Origin of the sequence: Cedecea sp. VD22, assembly GCF_037150195.1 — a bacterium.
In the GTDB taxonomy this organism is placed as follows: Bacteria; Pseudomonadota; Gammaproteobacteria; order Enterobacterales; family Enterobacteriaceae; genus Cedecea.
The window spans coordinates 1-24130 of the sequence record NZ_JBBCPX010000012.1 but is presented as its reverse complement, the minus strand read 5'-3'; the positions used below and the strand labels follow the sequence as shown (position 1 = coordinate 24130).

General features: G+C 55.4%; 19 protein-coding genes, 2 rRNA genes and 1 riboswitch. Of the genes, 4 read left to right on the top strand and 17 right to left on the bottom strand.

The window, feature by feature from the left end; all coding sequences use genetic code 11:
* Positions 1-11: 11 nt before the first annotated feature.
* The 6 genes from psiE to pgi all read right to left on the bottom strand — a co-directional run bounded on the left by psiE (position 12) and on the right by pgi (position 6304).
* Entirely contained in the window at positions 12-419 is a 408-nt protein-coding gene (gene psiE / locus WFK85_RS18145) for a phosphate-starvation-inducible protein PsiE (protein WP_008455857.1), read from the bottom strand.
* A gap of 85 nt (positions 420-504) precedes the next feature.
* Positions 505-2601, bottom strand: coding sequence for a YjbH domain-containing protein (locus tag WFK85_RS18140; RefSeq protein ID WP_336709056.1), 2097 nt, complete (start codon positions 2599-2601; stop codon positions 505-507).
* Entirely contained in the window at positions 2601-3338 is a 738-nt protein-coding gene (locus tag WFK85_RS18135; RefSeq protein WP_166993044.1) for a capsule biosynthesis GfcC D2 domain-containing protein, read from the bottom strand. The genes WFK85_RS18140 and WFK85_RS18135 overlap by 1 nt, the downstream gene beginning before the upstream one ends.
* Entirely contained in the window at positions 3335-3973 is a 639-nt protein-coding gene (locus tag WFK85_RS18130; protein WP_336709057.1) for a YjbF family lipoprotein, read from the bottom strand. The genes WFK85_RS18135 and WFK85_RS18130 overlap by 4 nt, the downstream gene beginning before the upstream one ends.
* Before the next feature lie 62 nt (positions 3974-4035).
* Positions 4036-4287 (bottom strand): exopolysaccharide production protein YjbE, encoded by a 252-nt coding sequence (gene yjbE / locus WFK85_RS18125; protein ID WP_336709058.1) that lies wholly within the window; start codon positions 4285-4287, stop codon positions 4036-4038.
* Between the two features lie 367 nt (positions 4288-4654).
* Positions 4655-6304, bottom strand: coding sequence for a glucose-6-phosphate isomerase (pgi, locus tag WFK85_RS18120; protein WP_336709059.1), 1650 nt, complete (start codon positions 6302-6304; stop codon positions 4655-4657).
* 239 nt (positions 6305-6543) lie between these two features.
* A riboswitch (Lysine riboswitch) is annotated at positions 6544-6763 on the top strand.
* 102 nt (positions 6764-6865) lie between these two features.
* Between pgi and lysC the strand changes: the two genes are divergently transcribed.
* The 3 genes from lysC (at position 6866) to WFK85_RS18105 (ending at position 9605) form a co-directional block, all read left to right on the top strand.
* A complete protein-coding gene (gene lysC, locus WFK85_RS18115) occupies positions 6866-8215 on the top strand; it encodes a lysine-sensitive aspartokinase 3 (RefSeq protein ID WP_008455866.1) in 1350 nt (449 codons plus the stop codon).
* 93 nt (positions 8216-8308) lie between these two features.
* Entirely contained in the window at positions 8309-9241 is a 933-nt protein-coding gene (gene panS, locus WFK85_RS18110; RefSeq protein ID WP_336709060.1) for a ketopantoate/pantoate/pantothenate transporter PanS, read from the top strand.
* 91 nt (positions 9242-9332) lie between these two features.
* Positions 9333-9605, top strand: a complete 273-nt coding sequence (locus WFK85_RS18105; RefSeq protein WP_008455871.1) for a DUF3811 domain-containing protein — start codon at positions 9333-9335, stop codon at positions 9603-9605.
* Position 9606: 1 nt separating this feature from the next.
* Here the strand turns inward: WFK85_RS18105 and rluF are convergent, their stop codons facing one another.
* From rluF to metH, 5 genes are all read right to left on the bottom strand, one after another.
* Entirely contained in the window at positions 9607-10485 is an 879-nt protein-coding gene (gene rluF / locus WFK85_RS18100; RefSeq protein WP_008455873.1) for a 23S rRNA pseudouridine(2604) synthase RluF, read from the bottom strand.
* Between the two features lie 65 nt (positions 10486-10550).
* Positions 10551-10865 carry a CcdB family protein gene (locus WFK85_RS18095; protein WP_166993031.1) on the bottom strand — a complete coding sequence of 105 codons (315 nt, stop codon included), beginning with the start codon at positions 10863-10865 and terminating at the stop codon, positions 10551-10553.
* Positions 10865-11128: a type II toxin-antitoxin system CcdA family antitoxin gene (locus WFK85_RS18090; protein WP_166993028.1), complete on the bottom strand. Its 264-nt coding sequence runs from the start codon at positions 11126-11128 to the stop codon at positions 10865-10867. Before WFK85_RS18090 ends, WFK85_RS18095 begins: the two co-directional genes overlap by 1 nt.
* A 36-nt stretch (positions 11129-11164) precedes the next feature.
* Positions 11165-12796 (bottom strand): Na/Pi cotransporter family protein, encoded by a 1632-nt coding sequence (locus WFK85_RS18085; RefSeq protein ID WP_008455880.1) that lies wholly within the window; start codon positions 12794-12796, stop codon positions 11165-11167.
* A gap of 144 nt (positions 12797-12940) precedes the next feature.
* Positions 12941-16624, bottom strand: coding sequence for a methionine synthase (metH, locus tag WFK85_RS18080; protein ID WP_336709061.1), 3684 nt, complete (start codon positions 16622-16624; stop codon positions 12941-12943).
* A gap of 193 nt (positions 16625-16817) precedes the next feature.
* On the opposite strand from metH, the gene iclR reads away from it, so the two are divergent.
* On the top strand, positions 16818-17651 hold the full coding sequence (gene iclR / locus WFK85_RS18075) for a glyoxylate bypass operon transcriptional repressor IclR (protein ID WP_008455884.1): 834 nt from the start codon (positions 16818-16820) through the stop codon (positions 17649-17651).
* Here iclR and aceK read toward each other — a convergent pair.
* The 6 genes from aceK to WFK85_RS18045 all read right to left on the bottom strand — a co-directional run.
* Positions 17648-19390, bottom strand: coding sequence for a bifunctional isocitrate dehydrogenase kinase/phosphatase (gene aceK / locus WFK85_RS18070; RefSeq protein ID WP_008455886.1), 1743 nt, complete (start codon positions 19388-19390; stop codon positions 17648-17650). The genes iclR and aceK overlap by 4 nt on opposite strands.
* 57 nt (positions 19391-19447) lie before the next feature.
* Positions 19448-20755 (bottom strand): isocitrate lyase, encoded by a 1308-nt coding sequence (gene aceA, locus WFK85_RS18065; RefSeq protein ID WP_008455888.1) that lies wholly within the window; start codon positions 20753-20755, stop codon positions 19448-19450.
* Between the two features lie 30 nt (positions 20756-20785).
* On the bottom strand, positions 20786-22384 hold the full coding sequence (aceB, locus tag WFK85_RS18060; RefSeq protein WP_336709062.1) for a malate synthase A: 1599 nt from the start codon (positions 22382-22384) through the stop codon (positions 20786-20788).
* 245 nt (positions 22385-22629) lie between these two features.
* Positions 22630-23559 carry a homoserine O-acetyltransferase MetA gene (gene metA, locus WFK85_RS18055; RefSeq protein WP_008455894.1) on the bottom strand — a complete coding sequence of 310 codons (930 nt, stop codon included), beginning with the start codon at positions 23557-23559 and terminating at the stop codon, positions 22630-22632.
* Positions 23560-23815: 256 nt separating this feature from the next.
* Positions 23816-23931: ribosomal RNA gene (rrf, locus tag WFK85_RS18050) — 5S ribosomal RNA — on the bottom strand.
* A 98-nt stretch (positions 23932-24029) separates the two neighbouring features.
* Positions 24030-24130, bottom strand: a 23S ribosomal RNA gene (locus WFK85_RS18045); the annotation flags it as partial.

Below are 24130 nucleotides of genomic sequence, written 5' to 3'. Positions count from 1 at the left end.
CCGCCCTTTTTTTATTCCCGCTTCAGGCGCTGGCTGTTACACAACCAAAGCGTAATCACCAACACCAGAATCGCGGCCGAGTAGATTAGCACGTCCAGCGGCGAACTGTGGTCAATGATAATCAGGCGCACAACTGCGGTAATGCCGATGTAGATAAAGTAGCGCAGCGGGAAGTGATAGCCCGACTGAAAATACTTCACAATCAGCGCGATAAACTCGAAATAGAGGAAGTAAACCACCAGCCCCTCGATAAACAGATACGAGCTGGCGTCATCTCCCGGCGCAAACAATACGGTGGCCAGGTGAATGGTCTCTTTGCCGAGGAAGATAATCAAAATCAGCCCAAGGGCTAACAGCCCCAGATTAAGCACCGTCTGCATGACGGTAGAAATCCAGGAAAAACGCGGTGTCGCAGGCATAACGGCCTCTCATTTTTATTGTGGTCTTGAGAGGCTGTTATACGTCTAAAATGTGATCTTGATCTAGTTTATTTACTTACCTTCGTTAGCGGAAATTTTCGCTGCGGTCGCTGGTCACCCCATACAGGTCAAACTTACGGCCCAGCATCTGCCCGCCGTCACGCGTCAGCGGTGTCCAGGTCACCTGCGCCCGGCTGCGGGTTGGGTAAGCCGAGAAGATTTCCAGCGGCACATTGATGTAGAAACCTTTGGTGAAGTCCCCCTCGCCGTACTCTTTCTTCGACACGTTGGTGATGGTGGCGTAGGTGCCCACCACGATCCCGCTGTCAAAGTGTTTGGAAATCTCCAGCGTGCCGCCTTTATCCTGCGCCAGATACTGGCCGATACTGAGCTTAACCAGCACATCCTGAGCAAACGGCGGCGTCCAGTAGCCGGTGATATGCCCGGTCTTCGCGCTGTAGTCGGTAAATTTCATCATGTCCTGCGAACTGCGCCAGTCACGCTGTTTGACGTAGTTGCCGTTGACGCCGATCGCCCAGTTGCTGTCCACCGGACGGTAAAGCAGCTCGGCCCCCGCCCCGCCGTACATGGTTTCCAGATAGCCCGCATAAACCTGGCCGTAAATCCCATGCCCAAAGTACTGGAAGTAGTTGGCCTGCAGGTTGTTGATGTACACATCGTTTTCTACATATTCGCGAACGTGGGTACGCACGCGCGGCAGCGTAGAATCCATTGGCGGATTGGTGTAGTTAAATTTGTCGTAGTTATTGGCGACGTTGGCAAACAGGCTGCCGCTGGTTAACAGGTGATCCGTCAGCCAGTAATCGACGTTCCCCATCACCCCGACCTGGTACATATAGAAGCTTTCCGGGCCACCGATAGACTGGTTGAGAATCGGATCAATTGAATAATTAAAGCGCGACTTCTCGATGTAGTATCCCTGTTCGGTGCTTTCTGGCACCACCGGCTCAACGCGTTTTTGTACCAGCGTCGTTTCCTGCCCCAGCGGTTCCCCCTCAAGGTGCCGACGCAGGCTGGCCACGTCCGTTTCAGTGGTAACCTGCGGCATATTAATCCGGCTTTCGGTAATGCGGATGGTGCGAATATTATCCGGCAGGTCATTCATCACGATGCGGTTGGCGCGTTCGATGCCTTCGCGGGAATTGCGATATTTCACCTGCTCGCCCGTGACGTAGAGCGTATCCCCTTTGACCTGAATGTTCGGGTTGATCAGCCCGGCGTTGTATTTCAGGTCGGTCAGCTGATTGGCCACCACGTTGTGCTGCAGAATTTCGTCCTGCGGGTGCGGCTGATACTCAGGACGACGGGAATCGTTGTACCCCGGCTTGAGGTCATTGAAATTGGTGCGGAACGTCACGCCAAACATAAAGGTGTTGCCGCGCTCGTAGCTCATGTTCACGTCGGCCCAGTCGGTCACCCGGTAGATAGCGCCGACGTTAACGCTGCTGCGCTGGTCTATTTTCCCCGCAAACTCATGGCTGTAGTTGTTGCCCTCATATTCAACCTTCAGCCTGAGTGGCTGCCACGGCGTCTGGTACTCTACGCCGCCAAACAGCGACGTCGGGCCGTGGAACATGCCGCTAAAGTTGAAGGAGCCCGCCATTTGGTAGCTGTTATCCCGGTGGCAGTATTTGTCGCTGTATTCACAGAGCGGGTTTTTGATGTTGCCGCTGGTGCCTAAATACCCCCAGCCCATGCCAAGGCTGAAGTCGAACGGCCCCCAGGATTTGCTCGCCACCACATATTCACCGTCAAACAGCCCGGTGCCGCCCAGGTCACGAATACCGGCAGAGACCTGAGGCAGCCAGTAGCCCTCTTCCCACAGGCGGAATTTCACGTCAAACGCTTTGTCTTTATAGGTCTGGTCACCCGAGAAAGCCTTCACGCTACTGTAGTGACGTGTGCGCACGTCGGTGTAGCGCAGCGTGGCCTCCATCCAGGGGAAAAGCTGCATGGAGGCGGAGTAGAAGCGGTACTGATCGTTGTCGCGGTAGTTGAGATTAAATTCGCCCTCAGGCGCCATGCGCGCCGTCGGCGTTTGCAGCAGACCCGCGCCGCCAAAGTCTGCCTGCGAAGGGCCAACGGGAGCCGGATACGTTTCGGCGCGGCAGGCGGAAGTCACCGCCAGCGCAATCAGGCTATACAGGTAACGTTTTTTCATTAATCCGGTATCCGATGGGTCAGGGTATTAAGAATCTGCTGGTTCAGCTCATCAAAGGTGGCGCTGAAAAGGCGGTCAGAGAATCCCACAAAGATAAGGCTACCTGGCGACGGTTCTCTATGGCGTTTATTCCAGTAAGCAACTGGCGCTTTTTCGATTTTGCCGTCCGGGTAAATCACCCAGGCATAACTTCTTTCGGCCCCGCTCAACAGGCTGACGTCGTCCAGATAGTCATCCACGCTGCGTCCGGGGGTAAAAGGTTTCACGCCGGGCGAACTGACTAATCCCACCAGGGTGATGGTTGTGGGCTGCGGGCCGGCCCAAAGGCTGTATTCCCCCTGAAGCGGCACGTTTGATTGTGGGCGAAGGCGAACCCAGTCGGGGTCCAGATTGACAAACTGCCGCCCGGTCACATGCATAGCGCTGAGCTGCTGGCGCAGTCCGTTGATTGCCGCCCCGTCGTCTCCGCCTTCGTCCGCCGCCACTTCAGCCAGGCGCGCCAGAAGCTGCTGGTGTTTTTGCTCTTCTGCGGCGCTTGCCTGCCGGGTGCTAATCACCGCCGCAGGCCACCAGGTGCGGCTTAACGCAGGGTTAGTCACCAAATCCGCCAGCCGTGCAGCATCTTTAATCACCCGCGGCTGCGTTTGCGGTTGGGTATAGACCGTCACGGTACTTTCTGCGTGGGTAAAGGCGCTGGCAAAAAGCAGAGCCATAAACGTAAAGGGGAGTTTTTTCATTGTTTTGCCGCCTTCACAAGAAGCGTGGTAATGGGCCAGTAGCCGGGGCCAAGGTACTGTTTTGATTTGCGGATTTGGCCTTCATCGTCCACCCAATAGCGGTTCGTCCAGCTTTTCCCGAGCGCGGTTACCTCTTCTTCCAGGACGCGTACTTTGGTCACGCTACTGCCAAGCTTCACCGTGTCGATGCCGTCAAATTCAAAGGTGGACGTTGCGGTGGCGTAGCGAACCTGCTGGCGTTCAGTCCAGGCCATCTGCCGGGTCCAGCTCGCGCCATCCTTAATCTGTTTCACGTTCGCCAGCGGGTCACGGGACAGGTTGGTCACTTCCGTCAGGTTGTCGCCCAGCCCGGAGGTTTTCACAATGCGGCCGTTCTGCGTGACGATGACCGATCTGTCCTGCGTCACCCACTTCTGCTGGCCGTCTTCGTTATAGGCCAGCACCACAAACAGCTGCGGGCCGTTGTTGATGCTCATGTACTGGCTCGCGTAGCGCATCTCGGCAATTTCATCGTCGGTAAGCTGCACGCCCCCACCTCCGGCAATACTGTTCCAAAGCGAGGTGCCAAGCCCTCTGGTGGTCGCTGAGCACGCCTGGAGTAACAGACAGACAAAGAGTATTGCGAGTCGCTGCACGGTGATTCCCCGATTTAAAATAACCACACCGAAGTGTGGTTATGGTTAAAAACACCCAGACGTTAACGGGTGGTGGTGCTGGTCGTCGTGGTTGTGGTGGTTCCGGTGTTTGAACCGTCGCCGCCACCGGTTGCGGCTAATGCCACACCAACCGCAGACCCAACAGTGCTGGCGCTGGTTGCAGCAGAACTGCCTGCAGACACAGACGTCGCCTGCGCGCCGGCCGCATCACCCACAGCTACAGGGTCAGCATTCGCCGCGCCGGCGGCAGCCAGCGTAAATATGGCTATAGCGCCATAAAGGGTTTTTCTCATTACAATTTCCCTTCATTGAATGAATGGAGATTTACCTGAAAAGGTTTCAGGCGCGATCGAGTATACACAACACAATGTGATGAATTAGCCTGCAGAAAATAAGGGATGAACTTTAAGAAAAAGAGTAAAAATCAAGACTTGAGTTATATTTAAATGAAAGTTATTCAAATAAAAACAATTATTTACCAAGAGGCATTGGAAATATCAATTCAATATAATCTTAAATTAAAGCCCTGACAAAGCGGCGGGAAAATCATTTTTAGGATTAACCTCAGGGTGGCAATATCGAGAATTATGACGACAAGGGGATAACTCTTATAAAAAATATGCCAGCACGAGGCTGGCATATTTTCATCACGCGGTTTAATTAATCACGCCATGCTTTATAGCGGTTAATCAGGCCGTTGGTTGAGCTGTCGTGGCTGGCGATTTGTTTGTCGTCACCCAGCTCTGGCAGGATGCGGTTAGCCAGCTGTTTGCCCAGCTCCACGCCCCACTGGTCGAAGGTGAAGATGTTCAGGATCGCGCCCTGGGTGAAGATTTTGTGTTCGTAAAGTGCAATCAGCGCGCCCAGGCTGAACGGGGTAATTTCGCGCAGCAGGATGGAGTTGGTTGGGCGGTTGCCTTCGAACACTTTGAACGGCACAACGTGGTCCAGCGTGGCCGGATCTTTACCCTGGTCACGGTATTCCTGCTCAACCACTTCACGGGATTTCCCGAACGCCAGCGCTTCGGTCTGTGCGAAGAAGTTAGACAGCAGTTTTGGATGGTGATCCGACAGCGCGTTATGGCTGATAGCCGGTGCGATGAAGTCGCAAGGCACCATTTTGGTCCCCTGGTGGATCAGCTGGTAGAACGCGTGCTGCCCGTTGGTACCCGGCTCACCCCAGATAATTGGGCCAGTCTGGTAGTCCACGGCGTTGCCGTTGCGGTCAACGTACTTACCGTTGGACTCCATGTTGCCCTGCTGGAAGTAGGCGGCAAAGCGATGCATGTACTGGTCGTATGGCAGAATCGCTTCAGTTTCAGCACCGAAGAAATTGTTGTACCAGATGCCGATCAGCGCCAGCATAACCGGCAGGTTTTGCTCGGCAGGCGTGGTGGAGAAGTGTTTGTCCATCGCGTGCGCCCCGGACAGCAGCTCAACAAAGTTGTCGAAGCCCACGGACAGAATGATGGACAGGCCAATCGCGGACCACAGAGAGTAGCGGCCGCCAACCCAGTCCCAGAATTCGAACATGTTTGCGGTGTCGATACCAAACTCACCGACGGCTTTCCCGTTGGTGGACAGCGCAGCGAAGTGTTTTGCCACGTGCTTTTCATCGCCAGCGGCACGCAGGAACCAGTCACGCGCGCTGTGGGCGTTAGTCATCGTTTCCTGAGTGGTGAAGGTTTTAGAGGCCACCAGGAACAGCGTGGTTTCCGGGTTAACTTTCTTCAGCACTTCGGCAATGTGGGTACCGTCAACGTTGGACACAAAGTGCATGTTGAGGTGATTTTTGTATGGACGCAGCGCTTCGGTAACCATGAATGGGCCGAGGTCAGAGCCGCCGATACCGATGTTAACCACGTCGGTGATGGCTTTACCGGTGTAGCCTTTCCAGTTTCCGCTGATGATACTTTCAGAGAAGGCTTTCATCTTCTCAAGCACCGCGTTCACTTCCGGCATTACGTCTTTGCCATCGACCACGATAGGCGTGTTGCTGCGGTTACGCAGCGCAACGTGCAGCACGGCGCGGTCTTCGGTGCGGTTGATTTTCTCGCCGGCGAACATGGATTTGATCGCGCTCTGCAGATCGGTTTCTTTCGCCAGCGCCTGCAGTTTTTCGAGGGTTTCGGTGGTGATGCGGTTTTTGGAGAAGTCCACCAGCATCAGGTCATCGAAAGTTGCGGAGAACTTGCTGAAGCGGTCGTTATCTTTCGCGAACAGGTCGGAAAGCGTAACGTCTTTCATCTCATCGTAATGTTTCTGGAGTGCCTGCCAGGCAGAGGTCTGCTTCGGGTTGATGTTTTTCATAGCAATACTCTTCTGATTTGAGAATTGTGACTTCGGTCGATTGTAGCGCCTGCAGGCAAAAATTGTGATTGATTTTATGCCATTAACCGAGGGTTTCCCGTAACCCCCTAAAAAGCGGCAAAAATACCCTCTTATAAGTTAAATTCCTGATTACCGATTTAACATGAAAAATCCGCATAACCCCGCAGTTGACATGCCTTCGCCGAAGCTTTATTTATTAGGCGCTACCTGCGCGTGCGCAGGCCAGAAGAGGCGCGTTGCCCAGAAAATCGTATCCGAGAAACCAGTAACAAGGACGATACGTGAGGGGGAGCAACGCCGAGATGATGAAGCGGCTGGTCACGCTTATTGTCGGCTGCAGGGGCTGAATCCTCTGGGTTGTCACCAGAAACGTTCGCAGTCGAGCGTTTCATATCCGGCTCCAAAGCTGGATAGACAAGGTGGAGCACTTCTGGGTGATATCGTAGTTCTCCTGCTCTGCGCCCACCCGTTTACCGCTCTTCCCTTGTGCCAAGGCTGAATACTTTTTTGCCAGTTAATGGCCCCTGACACGAGGTAGTTATGTCTCAAACCGTAGTCGCCAAATTTGGTGGGACCAGCGTCGCCGATTTCGACGCGATGAACCGCAGCGCCGATGTGGTGCTGGCCGATAGCCACGTCCGCGTGGTGGTGCTTTCCGCCTCCGCTGGCGTGACTAACCTGCTGGTTGCTCTGGCTGAAGGCCTCGAAGCGACCGAGCGCTTCGTCAAGCTCGATGCCATCCGCAAAATCCAGTACAACATCGTTGAGCGTCTGGCGAATCCGGACGTTATTCGCGAAGAAATCGACCGCCTGCTTGAAAACATCACGACCCTTGCGGAAGCCGCCTCTCTGGCGACCTCCACCGCGCTGACCGATGAACTGGTCAGCCACGGCGAACTAATGTCCACTCTGCTATTTGTGGAAATCCTGCGTGAACGTCAGGTGGAAGCGCAGTGGTTCGACATTCGTAAAGTCATGCGCACCAACGACCGCTTCGGCCGTGCCGAACCGGATATCGCCGCGCTGGCGGAACTGGCAAGCCAGCAGATGCTGCCGCGCCTCGCGGAATCCCTGGTGATCACTCAGGGCTTTATTGGGAGCGAAGAAAAAGGCCGAACGACCACGCTTGGCCGCGGCGGCAGCGACTATACCGCCGCGCTGCTTGGTGAAGCGTTAAATGCCGCGCGCGTAGATATCTGGACCGACGTGCCGGGCATCTACACCACCGATCCGCGTATGGTACCTGCGGCAAAACGCATTGACCGCATCGCCTTTGAAGAAGCCGCTGAAATGGCGACCTTTGGCGCGAAAGTCCTGCACCCGGCCACGCTGCTGCCCGCCGTGCGCTGCGACATTCCGGTGTTCGTTGGCTCCAGCAAAGATCCTGCTGCTGGCGGAACTTTGGTATGCAAAAAAACGGAAAATCCACCGCTCTTCCGCGCCCTTGCGGTACGTCGCAAGCAAACGCTGCTGACGCTGCACAGCCTGCATATGCTCCATTCCCGTGGTTTCCTGGCGGAAGTGTTCAGCATTCTGGCTCGCCATAATATTTCCGTGGATCTGATCACCACCTCCGAAGTGAGCGTGGCGTTGACCATGGACACCACCGGCTCTACCTCCACTGGCGACAGCCTGCTGACCACCGCGCTGCTCACCGAGCTTTCATCGCTGTGCCGTGTGGAAGTCGAAGAGAACCTGGCGCTGGTGGCCATCATAGGCAATAAACTGTCCCAGGCCTGTGGCGTAGGCAAAGAAGTGTTCGGCGTGCTCGACCCGTTCAACATCCGCATGATTTGCTACGGCGCTTCCAGCTACAACCTGTGCTTCCTGGTGCCTGGCGACGATGCAGAGCAGGTCGTGCAGAAACTGCACCGCAACCTGTTTGAATAACCGTTCAATCCATGCCATGAATACAGAAAGCCGGGCTCGCACCCGGCTTTTTTTATAACCATAAAACAACACAAACTCTGCAAGGACATCGCTATGATCGCCACCCTAACCCGGCTGTTCCCGCTTTGGGCGCTGCTGCTCTCCGTCGCTGCGTATTATACCCCCTCAACCTTTATCCCGATTGGCCCGTGGGTCAGCACGCTGCTGATGCTCATTATGTTTGGCATGGGCGTCCACCTGCGGCTTGAAGACTTTAAACGCGTGATGTCGCGCCCGGCCCCGGTAGCTGCAGGCATTTTTCTGCATTACCTGGTGATGCCGCTGGCGGCGTGGCTGCTGGCAATGTTGTTCCATATGCCGCCCGACCTATCAGCCGGGATGGTGCTGGTCGGCAGCGTAGCCAGCGGCACGGCGTCCAACGTCATGATTTACTTGGCCAAAGGTGATGTTGCGCTCTCCGTAACAATATCTTCTGTTTCTACACTGGTCGGCGTATTTGCCACGCCGCTGCTCACCCGTCTCTATGTCGACGCCGACATTAAAGTCGATGTGATGAACATGCTGGTCAGTATTCTGCAAATCGTCATCATCCCGATTGGCCTTGGCCTGATTGTGCATCATCTGTTCCCACGCCTGGTGAAGCGCGTGGAGCCCTGGCTGCCTGCGTTTTCTATGCTTTGTATTCTCGCCATCATTAGCGCAGTTGTGGCAGGCTCGGCGTCACACATCGCTTCCGTTGGCCTGGTGGTGATTGTCGCGGTGATTCTGCATAACACCATTGGCCTGCTCGGCGGTTACTGGGGCGGACGCCTGTTTGGCTTTGATGAATCCACCTGTCGGACGCTGGCCATCGAAGTGGGAATGCAGAACTCCGGTCTTGCGGCCACGTTGGGTAAAATTTACTTCTCGCCGCTCGCAGCGCTGCCTGGCGCGCTGTTCTCCGTCTGGCACAATCTGTCCGGCTCTCTGCTGGCCGGGTATTGGTCCGGCAAAGCGATAACGCCGAAGCCAGACGGCAAAAAATAATCGCTAAAAGCCTGCTGATGCAGGCTTTTTTGTCTCGTCGGCGCGGTGGGTTTGTTTTACACTGAGAGTCCTTTCCTGGGAGATTGCAACGATGGCTACAGCCAGACTGACACAGCAAGACATGACGGAAAGCGAACAGCGTGAGCTAAAAACGCTGCTGGATCGCGCCCGCATTGCCCACGGTCGTACGTTGACCAACTCAGAGACTAATCAGGTAAAAAAAGAGTACATCGACAAGCTGATGGCGGAACGAGCGCTGGCGGCTAAGAAAGCTCGCCAGCTGAAGAAACAAAATGCCTTAAAGCCGGATACGACGACGACTTATTCATGGTCAGCCAACAACCATACGCGAGGCAAACGCTAGTTTAACGGCCCTTTTTCTTCCGGCCTGGAGAAGCAAAGCGTTTACGCGAGGCAAGCTCAGCGGGCGTTTTGGCTGAGCTTTTCGGGCCACTTACCAACGGTTTTTTCGCCGCCGGGCTGGCCGCTTTTGGCTTCGCTTTTTTAGCCGGCTTCGCCTCAGAGGACGAATCCTCAATCAGCTTAAACAGCTCAATCAGTTCATCATCCGTCAGGTCGCGCCATTCCCCAAGCGGGATCCCAGTGAGATTAACGTTCATGATGCGCGTACGTTCCAACTTCGTCACTTCATAGCCAAAGTGTTCACACATGCGGCGAATCTGGCGGTTCAGCCCCTGAACCAGGGTGATGCGAAACGCAAACGGCGCTTCTTTTTTAACTTTGCATTTCTTGGTGACGGTGCCCAGAATCGGCACGCCTGCCCCCATACCACGAATAAACTCGTCGGTAACCGGCTTGTTCACCGTGACCACGTACTCTTTCTCATGGTCGTTCCCGGCACGCAGAATTTTGTTCACCAGGTCGCCGTGGTTGGTGAGGAAAATCAGCCCCTGAGAATCTTTGTCCAGGCGGCCAATGGGGAACACGCGCTTGCTGTGGTTCACATAGTCCACGATGTTGTCTTTCTCGCCGTCTTCCGTGGTGCTTACAATTCCCACCGGCTTATTCAGCGCAATGAGCACCAGGTCTTCTTCGTTGCGGGGTTCGATGAGCTGACCATTCACCTTCACGCTGTCGCCGGCAAAAACCTGATCGCCAATTTTGGCGCGTTTGCCGTTAATAAAAACGTTGCCCTGTTCGATGTAGCGATCGGCGTCACGGCGTGAGCAGATCCCGCTCTCGCTGATGTATTTGTTAAGACGAATAGATGAATTAGTCAGCATGGCTCCTCCGAAAACCCAGGACTATACCTTACCCGCAGGGCGTTGCGAACCGCAAAATGGGCTTGTTAGTAAACCTGAATCATAAAATCAACGGCGCCACACAGCTCATCTCTGTAATGCGTCAAATCCGCGACTGAAGCACCGAGTTCTTTAAGCGGAATACCTGCCATCATGTGAGTCATCGCCACGCAAGGCTGCCCCTCAATCGTCACGATGGGGCAGATTTTTTCTGGGGGCATGGCACCCAGTAATTCGCGTTCAATAACGGGAATGACCAGGACATGCTTTAAGGCATCAGCAATGGGGTGCTGCATATTGATGAGATAAGGATACGTTTTCTTCCCTGCGCCAGTATTTTCGTAGGCGTGAAACTGTTCCATCAGAAGCTCCTCTGAAAATCACTGAACGAGCCGTGCTCCTCAACAAACTCATTAAGCGCGGCAATCTTTTCCTGATTATCCTTGAGCCACTCAGCCCGAGCGTTTTCGCGAAATTTCTCGATTAATGCCTCGGTCAGTACCGCCGAGATATTTAGTTTCAGCTTACGGGCCTCATCCAGAATCTCCGGCGCTAGCGTGACATTCACCGATTTTTTAGCGGCTGTACTTTCAACGCGCATATTAACCCCCATTGTAATGCGCATACATTATTCAATTATAGAGCGATGCCGGGTTGACGATCAATATTCATCCCGCTCGTCGTCATCGTCCGGTTGGTCCAGCACGCTGTAGGCAACGGAACAGAACAACGAGTTCAGGCGCTTCATGTCCCCCAGCAGCCCGAGGTGCAGCGAGCTGGTCTCGATGCTCTGCACGTTCTGCTGGTGCAGGCGATCAACGTGGGCATGGGAGTAGCGGCGGTTCATGATGCGGAAGCGGTGTTTGTTCCGGCGCAGCCGGCGGGCACTGCCCAGGTCGCTCGAGAAGAACACCGACAGGCTCAGTTGCAGGTTGCTGATCAACTGCTGGAGCAGGTTATCCAGCTCGGTCAGGCCGTCCGGCGAGAAGGCCCGGCGCGCGGCGAGAGATTTATCCGCCACCTCGCTGCCCATACGTTCGATGATGTCCGCCGCCTGCTCCAGGTTCAGCGACATTTCGATGATTTCCGCCCAGCGGCGCGACTCCATTTCCGCCAGATCTTCCTTCGGCATCTGCGCAAGGTAAAGTTTGATGGCGGTATACAGCACGTCCACGTCGTCAGCTAGCTTGCGCAGCTCTTTTTCCTGGCGCGGCTCGCCGTGCATCACCTTGCTCCAGGTTTCCAGCATCTGCTCCAGCACGTCGCCCATTCTCAGGGTTTCCCGCGCGGCGTTAGATAACCCCAGCGCGGGAGTATCCAGCGCCGTAGGATCGAGGTGCTTCGGCTTCATTCGGGCGTCGACTTCCGGCGCTTCGCTGATCACCCGGCGGCAAAAGCGTGCCATTGGCTCGGCAAACGGCACCATCACCAGGCAACGAATCAGGTTGTAGAACACGTGGAAGTAGATAACCAGTTCAGACTCCGGCAACGGCAGGTGATGCATCAGCCGGGCCAGGACATGCACAAACGGCAGCACCAGCAGGCTGCCCACCAGCTTGAACAGCAGGCTGCCCAACGCCACACGACGGGCGGCAGCATTCGCAGCGCTGTTATTGATCATTGCCAGCAGGCCGGAGCCGAGGTTAGCCCCGATAACCAGACACAGCGCCACATCAAACGAGATCACGCCGGTGGAGGTCAGCGTGGCCGTCAACAGGACGGCAGCCAGGCTCGAATAGCTGATAATGGCAAACATCGCGCCAATCAGCGCGTCGAGCATGATGTCGCCGGTCAGGGAAGCGAAGATCACCTGGACGCCGTTCGCCTGGGTAATCGGCGTAACGGCTCCCACAATCAGCTCGAGCGCCAGCAGAATAAGACCCAGGCCAATCCCCACGCGGCCAAGCTGCCCGGCGCGAGTCTGCTTGCGGCTGAGGAAGAAGATTACGCCGATGAAAATCAGCAGCGGCGAAAGCCACGAAAGATCGAAGGTCAGGATACGCGCCATTAGCGCTGTACCGACATCAGCTCCCAGCACAATCACCAGCGCAGGGGCGAGCGCCACCAAATCCTGGGCAACGAACGAGGTCACCAGCATGGTGGTGGCATTACTGCTCTGCACCAGCGCGGTCACGCCTATCCCGGCGCAGAAGGCGAGCGGTTTCTTTTCTACGCTGTGGCTAAGCACACTGCGCAGGTTGGCGCCGTAAACGCGCATGATACCGGTGCGCACAATGTGCGTACCCCAGACCAGCAGCGAAACGGCGGACAGCAGGTGTAACAACGTCAGCACGGATTCTTGTTCTCCTTATCGTTTTTAGGGTTCCCGAAGCAAAAATAGCCACCATCCTTCAGTATAAGGGTTTAACTTCAATAAAGAGACAAGGCGCCCCCAGAGCGCCTTGTAAGTTGTAAGGAAAGATAACAGGTTTGTGAGTCAGTCGGCGTCGTACCCGAGGTTCGGCGCAAGCCAGCGTTCGACCTCGCTGACCGGCATGCCTTTGCGTCGGGCGTAATCTTCGACCTGGTCGCGCTGAATTTGCGCGACGGCGAAGTACTTGCTGTCCGGGTGGCTGAAGTACCAGCCGGAAACTGACGCACCGGGCCACATGGCGTAAGACTCGGTGAGCTTCATGCCAATCACGTTTTCGACGTCCAGCAGCGCCCAGATGGCCGCTTTTTCCGTGTGCTCCGGGCAGGCCGGGTAGCCCGGTGCCGGGCGAATGCCTTGGTAATTCTCGCGAATCAGTTCCTCGTTGCTGAGGTTTTCCGTGGCCGCGTAGCCCCAGTAAACTTTACGCACGCGCTCGTGCAGATATTCAGCAAAAGCTTCGGCCAGGCGGTCGGCAACCGCTTTCACCATGATTTTGTTGTAATCATCGTGCTGCGCATCGTAGGCACCCGCCAGCGCGTCTTCTTCAATACCGCCGGTGACCGCAAAAGCACCGATGTAGTCGGCTTTACCGCTGTGTTTAGGCGCCACAAAATCGGCAATGCAGTAGTTCGGGAAGCCGTTCTTTTCCGTTTGCTGGCGCAGATGGCGGCTGAAGCCTTTCACCTGAGAGCGTGTTTCATCGGCATAAATCTCCACGTCGTCCCCCACGCGATTCGCCGGGAACAGGCCGACCACGCCGCGCGGCGTCATTGTTTTCGTCCGGTGGAGCATATCCAGCATGTCGTTAGCGTCTTTAAACAGCCGTTTTGCCTCCTCGCCAACAACCTCATCTTCCAGAATGCGCGGATATTTTCCGGCCAGCGACCAGGTCATGAAGAACGGCGTCCAGTCGATGTAGTTCCTCAGCGTTTCAATGCTGGCGGTCACTTCCTGCACGCCCAGCCGGTGCGGAACCGGAGGCGTGTAGTTTTCCCAGTCGAAAGGCAGATCGTTATCCCGCGCGACTTCCAGCGTAACCGGCGGCGTGCGCGGTTTTTTACGCGCGTGCTGCGTACGAACAACTTCGTATTCTTTGCGGGTGCGGGCGACAAATTCATCGCGCTGGGTTTCTGAAAGCAGAGCAGAAACCACGCCGACGGTGCGCGAGGCGTTCTGCACGTAGACGGTTGGCCCGCTGTAGTTCTGCTCTATTTTCACCGCCGTGTGGGCTTTTGACGTAGTTGCCCCGCCGATCAGCAGCGGCAGCGTAAAGCCCTGCCGCTCCATCTCTTTGGCCACGTTGACCATTTCGTCCAGCGACGGGGTGATAAGCCCGGACAGGCCAATGATATCGGCCCCCACTTCACGGGCGGTTTTCAAAATTTTCTCGCCGGGCACCATCACGCCAAGATCGATAATCTCGTAGTTGTTACATTGCAGCACTACGCCGACGATGTTCTTGCCGATGTCATGGACGTCGCCTTTGACGGTCGCCAGCACGATTTTACCGTTGCTGCTGCCCTGCTCTTTGCTGGCTTCGATGTACGGCTCAAGGTAAGCCACCGCCTGCTTCATCACGCGAGCCGATTTCACCACCTGCGGCAGGAACATTTTCCCTTCGCCGAACAAATCCCCCACCACGTTCATTCCCGCCATCAGCGGGCCTTCAATCACTTCTATTGGGCGAGTCGACTGCTGGCGGGCCTCTTCGGTATCCGCTTCGATAAACTCGGTGATGCCTTTCACCAGCGAATACTCGAGACGTTTCACTACGTCCCAGCTACGCCACTCCGCCAGTTGAGCATTGGCGCCGTCATCGCTTTTGCTGCCGCGATATTTTTCGGCCAGCTCCAGCAGACGTTCGGTGCTGTCATCGCGGCGGTTGAGAATGACGTCTTCGACGGCATCCCGCAGTTCAGCCGGAAGATCGTCGTATATCGCCAGTTGCCCGGCGTTGACGATCCCCATGTCCATGCCGTTGCGAATTGCGTAGTAAAGGAATACCGCGTGGATGGCCTCGCGCACCGGCTCGTTGCCGCGGAAAGAGAAGGAGACGTTAGACACGCCGCCGGAGATCATCGCATGGGGCAGCTCGCGCTTAATATCTTCGCAGGCGCCGATAAAATCCTGGGCGTAGTTGTTATGTTCTTCGATGCCGGTCGCCACCGCGAAGATGTTCGGGTCAAAGATGATGTCTTCAGGCGGGAAGCCCACCTCTTCGGTAAGAATTTTATAGGCCCGGCGGCAAATCTCGATTTTACGCTCTCGCGTATCGGCCTGGCCCATTTCATCGAACGCCATCACCACCATCGCCGCGCCGTAGCGGCGTACCAGCTTCGCATGATGGATAAACGGCTCAGTGCCTTCTTTCATGGAAATAGAGTTAACGATGCCTTTGCCCTGAATGCACTTCAGCCCTTTCTCGATCACCTCCCATTTCGAGGAGTCGATCATGATGGGCACCCGGGCGATATCCGGCTCACCGGCAATCAGGTTCAGGAAACGCACCATCGCCGCTTCGGCGTCGAGCATTCCCTCGTCCATGTTGATGTCGATGATCTGCGCGCCGCTGGCCACCTGCTGCAGCGCCACGTCCAGCGCTTCGCTGTATTTCTCTTCTTTGATCAGACGCTTAAACTTTGCCGAGCCGGTAACGTTGGTGCGTTCCCCGACGTTAACGAACAGGCTATCCGCGCCGATATTCAGCGGCTCAAGCCCGGCGAGGCGACAGGCAACCGGCAGATCGGGGAGTTTACGCGGCGCAACGCCTGCTACCGCCGCGCTCATTGCGGCGATATGCGCAGGCGTTGTCCCGCAACAGCCGCCGACAATGTTCAGGAATCCGGCCTGCGCCCATTCCCCGATCTGCTGCGCCATCACGTCCGCATCAAGGTCGTATTCACCAAAAGCGTTTGGCAGACCAGCATTAGGGTGAGCCGTCACGTAGCACTCAGCAATGCGTGACAGTTCAGCCACGTACTGTCGCAGTTCGTCCGGCCCCAGCGCGCAGTTAAGTCCGAAAGAGAGCGCGTCGGCGTGGCGCAGGGAGTTATAGAAAGCTTCCGTCGTCTGACCGGAAAGCGTACGGCCTGACGCATCGGTAATGGTGCCGGAAATCATGATCGGCAGATCAACGCCAAGCGCTTCAAACTCGGCCTTTACGGCGAAGATGGCGGCTTTGGCATTCAGGGTGTCGAAGACCGTCTCGATCATGATCAGATCGGCCCCGCCCTCCACCAGCGCTTTGGTCGATTCACGGTAAGCGGCGACCAGCTGATCAAAGGTGATGTTGCGGAAGGCCGGGTCGTTCACGTCTGGAGAAATTGATGCCGTGCGGTTGGTCGGGCCAAGCACACCGGCGACGTAACGCGGTTTTTCCGGCGTACGGGCCGTCCATTCGTCGGCACAGGAACGCGCCAGCTTAGCGGCTTCGTAGTTAATTTCCGCCGACAGCAACTCCATTTGGTAATCCGCCATTGCAATGGTGGTGGAGTTAAAGGTGTTGGTTTCGACGATGTCGGCGCCAGCTTCAAAGTAGGCATAGTGAATCGCGGCGATAATTTCCGGTTTGCTGAGCACCAGCAGGTCATTGTTGCCTTTAAGGTCACACGGCCAGTCGGCAAAACGCTCGCCGCGGAAATCACTCTCATCAAGGCGGTAGCTTTGGATCATGGTCCCCATACCGCCGTCCAGCACCAGAATGCGCTCACTCAGTTGTTGCTTCAGCTTCTCTACGTTGTTGCTCACGCCTTACTCCCACCTGTTTTCCCTGCCTGACGGATATGCCATCCCATACTTGCACAATCTATAGGGTCGTAAAAGCCGCATATCGGGAACATGAGAGATGTTCAGCATCACTCCTCCGATCAGTCTGAGTAGCGGTTGCAAATTCGCCAAATAAAACGAAAATGATTTCCACGATACGAAAAAGGAGTCCGGTATGGTTGCTACAGTCCCCGCTAAACGAGGTAAGAAACCCCGCACCGCCGCCGCTGCGGCTCCGGCTGCCACCGGGCAAGTGCAGTCCCTGACCCGCGGCCTTAAGCTGCTGGAGTGGATTGCCGAATCTGACGGTAGCGTGGCGCTCACCGAGCTTGCCCAGCAGGCTGGTTTGCCCAATTCCACCACCCATCGCCTGCTCACCACGATGCAGCAGTTAGGCTTTGTGCATCAGGTGGGCGATCTTGGCCACTGGACGATTGGCGCGCACGCATTTGTCGTCGGCAGCAGCTTCCTGCAAAGCCGCAATCTGCTGGCCATTGTGCACCCTATTCTGCGCAAACTGATGGAAGCCTCCGGTGAAACCGTCAACCTCGCGGTACTCGACAAGAGCGATCACCAGGCAATTATTATCGACCAGGTTCAGTGCACGCAGCTGATGCGTATGTCAGCACCTATTGGCGGCAAGCTGCCGATGCATGCATCCGGCGCGGGCAAGGCGTTTCTGGCTCAGCTAAATGACGACGAACTGACGGGCCTGCTGCACCGCAAAGGTCTGCACAGCTACACGCCAGCCACGCTGACTTCGCCGCTGCATTTAAAAGAAGATTTAGCGCAAACCCGCAAGCGCGGTTATTCATTTGACGATGAAGAGCATGCCCTGGGGCTGCGCTGCGTGGCTTCGTGCATCTACGATGAACACCATGAGGCATTCGCGGCGATCTCTATTTCTGGCCCGATTTCACGCATCACCGATGACCGCGTGACGGAGCTGGGTGCGCTGGTGATCAAAGCCGCTAAGGACATTACTCTGGCTTACGGCGGCGGGCGCTAGCCCGCTCGCTTCACTTCCCCAAACCGCTGGCTGAAGCGCTGGCGGCGGCGATAAGCATAAACATCTTCGACATAGCCACCGCGGATGCGAGTTTGCAAAGCGCGCCAAAATTCAGCGCGGAACAGGTCGGCATGCATTTCATCGAATAACGGGCGAATGCGTTTGTCTGCACAAAGATAGTGCCGGAACTCTTCCGGGAAAACATCTCCGGGCGAGATGCTGTACCACGGCTCCGAAGAGAGTTCATCTTCCGGGTAACGCGGCGGCGGAATATCCCGGAAATTCACCTCGGTCATGTAGCAAATTTCATCGTAATCGTAGAACACCACCCGCCCGTGACGCGTCACGCCAAAGTTTTTAAATAGCATGTCGCCAGGGAAGATATTGGCTGCCGCCAGTTGACGAATGGCATTGCCGTACTCTTCCACCGCATCCCTTAACTGCTGGCCTTCTACCTGCTCCAGCCACAGGTTAAGCGGCACCATTCGCCGCTCAATGTAGAGATGGCTGATGGCAATGCGGTCGCCAAGATCGGTCAGTTTTTCAGGCACTTCTTCAAGCAGCAGCGACATGAGGTCGGCACTTATCTGCCGCTTATCCAGCACGAAGTTTTCGAACTCCTGCGTATCCGCCATGCGCCCCACGCGGTCGTGCTCTTTTACCAGTTGGTAGCAGGCACGGACCCTTTCGGCGGTGACTTCTTTTTGCGGCGCGAATTTGTCTTTTATCACTTTAAACACGCGATCGAAGCCCGGCAGCGTGAACACCAGCATCACCATGCCGCGTATGCCGGGTGCCTCAATAAACTGCTCGGCCGTGCTGTGAATGTAGGTCAGATATTCGCGATAGCTTTCGGTTTTGCCGTGCTTCTGGCAGCCAATCGCCATGTACAGTTCGGCGGTAGTTTTTCCCGGTAGAATCTCGCGTAGCCACTCCACGAGCGCGGCGGGGAAAGGGGCATAAACCATGAAATAGGAACGCGCAAAGCCGAAAACGATACTGGCTTCGGGGGAGCTGGTCAGGCAGGTGTCTACCATTAACCGGCCATCATCGGTGCGATGGATCGGCAATAAAAAGGGAATTTTTCCTCCCGGCAGAACCAGTTTGCCAACCAGCCAGGCGGCTTTATTGCGGTAAAACAGTTCATTAGCCACTTCCAGCGTGGCCGTCCGCAATGTTTCTGCGCCGAAGGTTTCATGCAGATGGGCGAGGATAAACCCCACATCCCGCGCAATATCCTGCCAGGGCAGGCGCAGCGGGAGATCGGAGAGCAAGGTCGTGAGCAACGTCGTCCAGCCTTGCTCCGGGAAAAAAGTTTTTGCCAGTGGGCGAGGCAGCGGCCGAAGCTGTTTGCCTGCCTGGGAGCTGAAGATAAAAAGCCGCTCGGGAGTAAGCGAGCGGTGGTCGAAGAGCCGACAATAGACAGAATTAAAAAAGCTTTCGGCAATTTCAAAACGCGGGTAATCCGGCAGTAGCCGGGTGTATTGCTCTTTCACGCGCAGTAAAAAGGCCGCGTCGGTGTTCTGCCCGCCGGTAATGCAGCGAAGCTGTTCTACGACGAGACCTACGTGGTGATCGTACAGGTTGATGCGGCTTTTCATCGCCTGTTGAACGGCGTGCCAGTCGGCCTGTTCAAAGCGCTGCTGGGCACCCGCGGTGACCTCCAGAAATCGACCGTATTGCGCGTCAAACCCCTGCAGGATGGTGTGGGCAATTAACAGCTCCAGCCTGTGTGACATTTATTTCTCCCCTCACCCCGGCCCTCTCCCAAAGGAGAGGGGGAAAATAAAGTTTGTTCAGAACTGCTCTTCTTCCGTCGAACCTGTCAGCGCCGTGACGGAAGAAGCGCCGCCCTGGATGACGGTGGTTACGCGGTCAAAGTAGCCGGTGCCCACTTCCTGCTGGTGAGAAACGAAGGTGTAGCCTTCAGAAGCGGCGGCAAATTCAGGCTGCTGTACCTTCTCAACATAGTGGCGCATGCCCTCCCCCTGCGCATAAGAGTGCGCCAGATCGAACATGTTGAACCACATGCTGTGGATCCCCGCCAGGGTGATGAACTGGTATTTGTAACCCATGTCCGACAGTTCTTGCTGGAAGGACGCGATGGTTTTGTCATCGAGGTTTTTCTTCCAGTTAAACGACGGCGAACAGTTATAGGCCAGCAGTTTGCCTGGGAAGCGCGCATGGATGGCTTCCGCGAAACGGCGGGCCTGGTCCAGGTCGGGTTTAGAGGTTTCACACCAGACCAGGTCGGCATAAGGCGCGTAGGCCAGGCCGCGACTGATAGCCTGCTCAATGCCAGCGCGTGTACGGTAGAAACCTTCCTGCGTGCGCTCACCGGTGATGAATTCGCGGTCGTACTCGTCGCAGTCGGAGGTGATCAGATCTGCCGCGTCAGCATCGGTACGAGCGATCAGCAGCGTTGGAACCCCCATCACGTCAGCCGCCAGACGAGCGGCAGTCAGCTTCTGGATAGCTTCCTGAGTTGGGACCAGGACTTTGCCGCCCATGTGGCCGCATTTCTTCACGGATGCCAGCTGGTCTTCAAAGTGCACCGCAGCGGCACCCGCCTGAATCATCGACTTCATCAGTTCGAAGGCGTTCAGCACGCCGCCAAAACCGGCTTCTGCATCGGCAACGATAGGCAGGAAGTAGTCAATGTGGCGTGGATCGCCCGGTTCAATATTAGATGCCCACTGGATCTGATCCGCACGCTGGAAGCTGTTGTTGATCCGATCGACAACCGCAGGGACAGAGTTCGCCGGGTAGAGCGACTGATCCGGGTACATGCTGGACGCCAGGTTAGCGTCCGCCGCAACCTGCCAGCCGGAGAGGTAGATGGCTTCGATACCCGCTTTCGCCTGCTGTAAAGCCTGGCCGCCGGTTAACGCCCCCAGACTGTTTACGTAGCCTTTTTTCGACTCGCCGTGCAGCAGGCGCCAAAGTTTAGCCGCTCCGTGCTGCGCCAGAGTACACTCCGGGGTCAGCGAACCGCGCAGTTTCACGACGTCTTCTGCGCTATAGGTACGCTTAATGCCTTCCCAACGCGGCTGTGTCCAGTCTTGTTGTACTTGTTGAATTTGTTGGCTACGAGAGGTTTTCATTTCAGATGCTCCATTTTTATAGGGTTAGGTTCAGGCAAGCAGGCGGTAGCCCGGCAGCGTCAGGAAGTCGATTAACTCTTCTGAGGTGGTAATTTGTTCCATCAGCCGCGCAGCTTCATCGAAGCGTCCCTGGCTAAAACGCTGGTCGCCCAGCTCGTCCTGAATCACCAACATCTCTTCGGCAAGCATCTGGCGGAACAGCGCTTTCGTCACGGTCTGGCCGTTGCTTAGCGTCTTTTGGTGATGGATCCATTGCCAGATGGAAGTACGGGAAATTTCAGCGGTCGCAGCATCCTCCATCAGCCCGTAAATCGGTACGCAGCCGTTGCCGGAGATCCACGCCTCGATGTACTGCACCGCAACGCGGATGTTGGCGCGCATACCTTCTTCGGTGCGCTCGCCAGGGCAAGGCTCAAGCAACTGCGCCGCGGTGATGGGGGCATCTTCGCTGCGGCTGATGTCCAGCTGGTTCTGGCGTTCACCCAGCGCTTTGCCAAACACCTCAACAACCGTGTCCGCCAGGCCCGGATGCGCAATCCAGGTACCATCATGGCCGTTATTGGCCTCCATCTCTTTGTCCGCTTTGACTTTGTTCAGTACCCATTCATTGCGAGCGCTGTCTTTGCTCGGGATAAAGGCCGCCATGCCGCCCATTGCAAATGCACCGCGACGATGACAGGTCTTGATCAGCAGCCGCGAGTAAGCGTTCAGGAAAGGTTTATCCATCGTCACGGACTGCCTGTCCGGCAGGACGCGATCCGGGTGGTTTTTCAGGGTTTTGATGTAGCTGAAGATGTAGTCCCAGCGACCACAGTTCAGGCCCACGATGTGATCTTTCAGGGCGTGCAGGATCTCATCCATCTGGAATACCGCTGGCAGCGTTTCTATCAATAAAGTCGCTTTAATGGTGCCGCGTGGCAGATCGAAGCGATCTTCCGTGAAGCTGAATACTTCGCTCCACCAGGCCGCTTCCTGCCATGACTGGGTTTTGGGCAGATAGAAATAAGGGCCGCTGCCTTTAGCCAGAAGGGCATCCACGTTGTGGAGGAAATAGAGCCCGAAGTCGAACAGGCTGCCAGGGATCGCTTCCCCGCGCCAGGTCACGTGTTTTTCAGGCAGATGCAGGCCGCGCACGCGGCAAACCAGTACCGCCGGGTCTGGCTTCAGCTGATAGATTTTTCCCGCTTCGTTTGTCCAGCTGATGGTGCCGTTTATCGCGTCGCGCAGGTTGATCTGCCCGTCAATGACTTTGCTCCAGCTCGGCGCCAGGGAATCTTCGAAGTCGGCCATAAAGACTTTTACGTTAGCATTCAGCGCGTTGATCACCATTTTTCGCTCAACCGGCCCGGTAATTTCTACCCTGCGGTCGAGCAGATCCTGCGGAATACCACGAATCTGCCAATCACTTTTACGAATGGAATTTGTTTCCGAATTGAAATCAGGAAGCTTTCCACCGTCGATGGCCTGCTGTTCAGCAATGCGAGATGCCAGCAGCTTATTGCGCTGTGGAGTAAAGCGGCTCACCAGCTCGCCGAGGAATTCTACGGCTTCCGGGGTGAGGATCTGCTTCTCTTGCTCGCCAAACGGCTGGCTAAAGGCCAGCTCTTCGCTAACTGTCTGTTGTGTCATTCGGTTACTCCTTCGTCTTATCCCGTCGAGACGGCCAAAAGTGAATCGCGCACGGCTGTGCAGTTTTCATGCAACAGAATTAAGACTACTTGATGATTTTTTAAAATCAAAAACAATTTCCATTTTTGATTTTAAATTGATTTATCATATTGATATTTATGAGATTAAAGTTTAATCAAGGCGGGAAGTGATTTTCAGAATAGAAAAAAGGCGCCGAAGGCGCCTGGAATGGGAAGCTGAAACGCTTAATCGAGCGTCGGGTTCATGTGGCGAAGGTCGAATGGCGTAATCTGGTAGACGTAGTAGTTCAGCCAGTTAGTGAACAGCAGATTGCCATGGCTGCGCCAGGTCGCGTGAGGTTTCTTCGCCGGATCGTCTCCTGGGAAGTAGTTATACGGCACCTCTGGCTGAAGCCCCGCATCGACATCGCGGAAGTACTCGCCGGACAGCGTCAGCGCATCATATTCCGGGTGACCGGTTACGAACGCGATGCGCTTATCCCTGCTGCCAAACAGGTAGGCATCGCCCTGTTCTGTTTCGGCAAAGATCTCCAGATCGGTGTAATCCCGGATCAGCTGCGCAGGGAAGTCGGCATAACGAGAATGAGGCGCCAGGAATGAATCATCAAAGCCGCGCGTCAGTAAAGCATGAGGCTGAGTAACATTGTGCTCGTAGACGCCAGAAAGTTTTTCATCTCGAGTTTGCTTTGGAATGCCGTATAAAATATTCAGCGCGGCCTGGACGGCCCAGCAGACAAACAGCGTCGAGGTAACATGATCTTTGGCCCATTCCAGCACCTGCTGGATCTGCGGCCAGTAAGCCACATCATTAAATTCAACCAGCCCAAGCGGAGCGCCGGTGACGATCAATCCGTCATAGTTGTCGTGTTTAATGTCATCAAAATTACAGTAAAAGTTATTGAGGTGCTCGCCAGGCGTATGGCGAGATTCACGGCTGTCGATACGCAGCAGCTGGATATCCACCTGCAGTGGAGAGTTGGAGAGCAGCCGCAGGAACTGGTTTTCCGTCTCAATTTTCTTCGGCATCAGATTCAGGATCAGTACCTTTAACGGACGTATTTCCTGATTGCTGGCGCGCGATGTCGTCATCACAAAGACGTTTTCTTCACGCAGGAAATTGACGGCTGGTAGCTCGTCCTGCACCCGAATCGGCATAACCTTATATCCTCAAAGCATACGTTTAAACGTTTAGACATCCAGACAGCTGACGATACCGAGTTTATGATTCAATGTCGAGTCAGAAGCGAAAAGGTGAAAATGTTTCATTTAAGAGTGATAGCCAAGAGCAGATGCTTACGCTGGATTGAAGACAGGAACTCAGTGAATAACTCTGTCGTAGAAAGCTAAAAATATGAAGGGTACAAAAAGCAAAAAACCCCGGCCTTTCGGTCGGGGTTAATGCTGATTTGATGCCTGGCAGTTCCCTACTCTCGCATGGGGAGACCCCACACTACCATCGGCGCTACGGCGTTTCACTTCTGAGTTCGGCATGGGGTCAGGTGGGACCACCGCGCTACGGCCGCCAGGCAAATTCTGTTATTGACCGTTATATCTCCATATAACCATCAATCTAATCCTGAACTAAGCTGAAAATCTTTTGTCTCTCAAAACACCTTCGGTGTTGTAAGGTTAAGCCTCACGGATCATTAGTACTGGTTAGCTCAACGTATCGCTACGCTTACACACCCAGCCTATCAACGTCGTCGTCTTCAACGTTCCTTCAGGA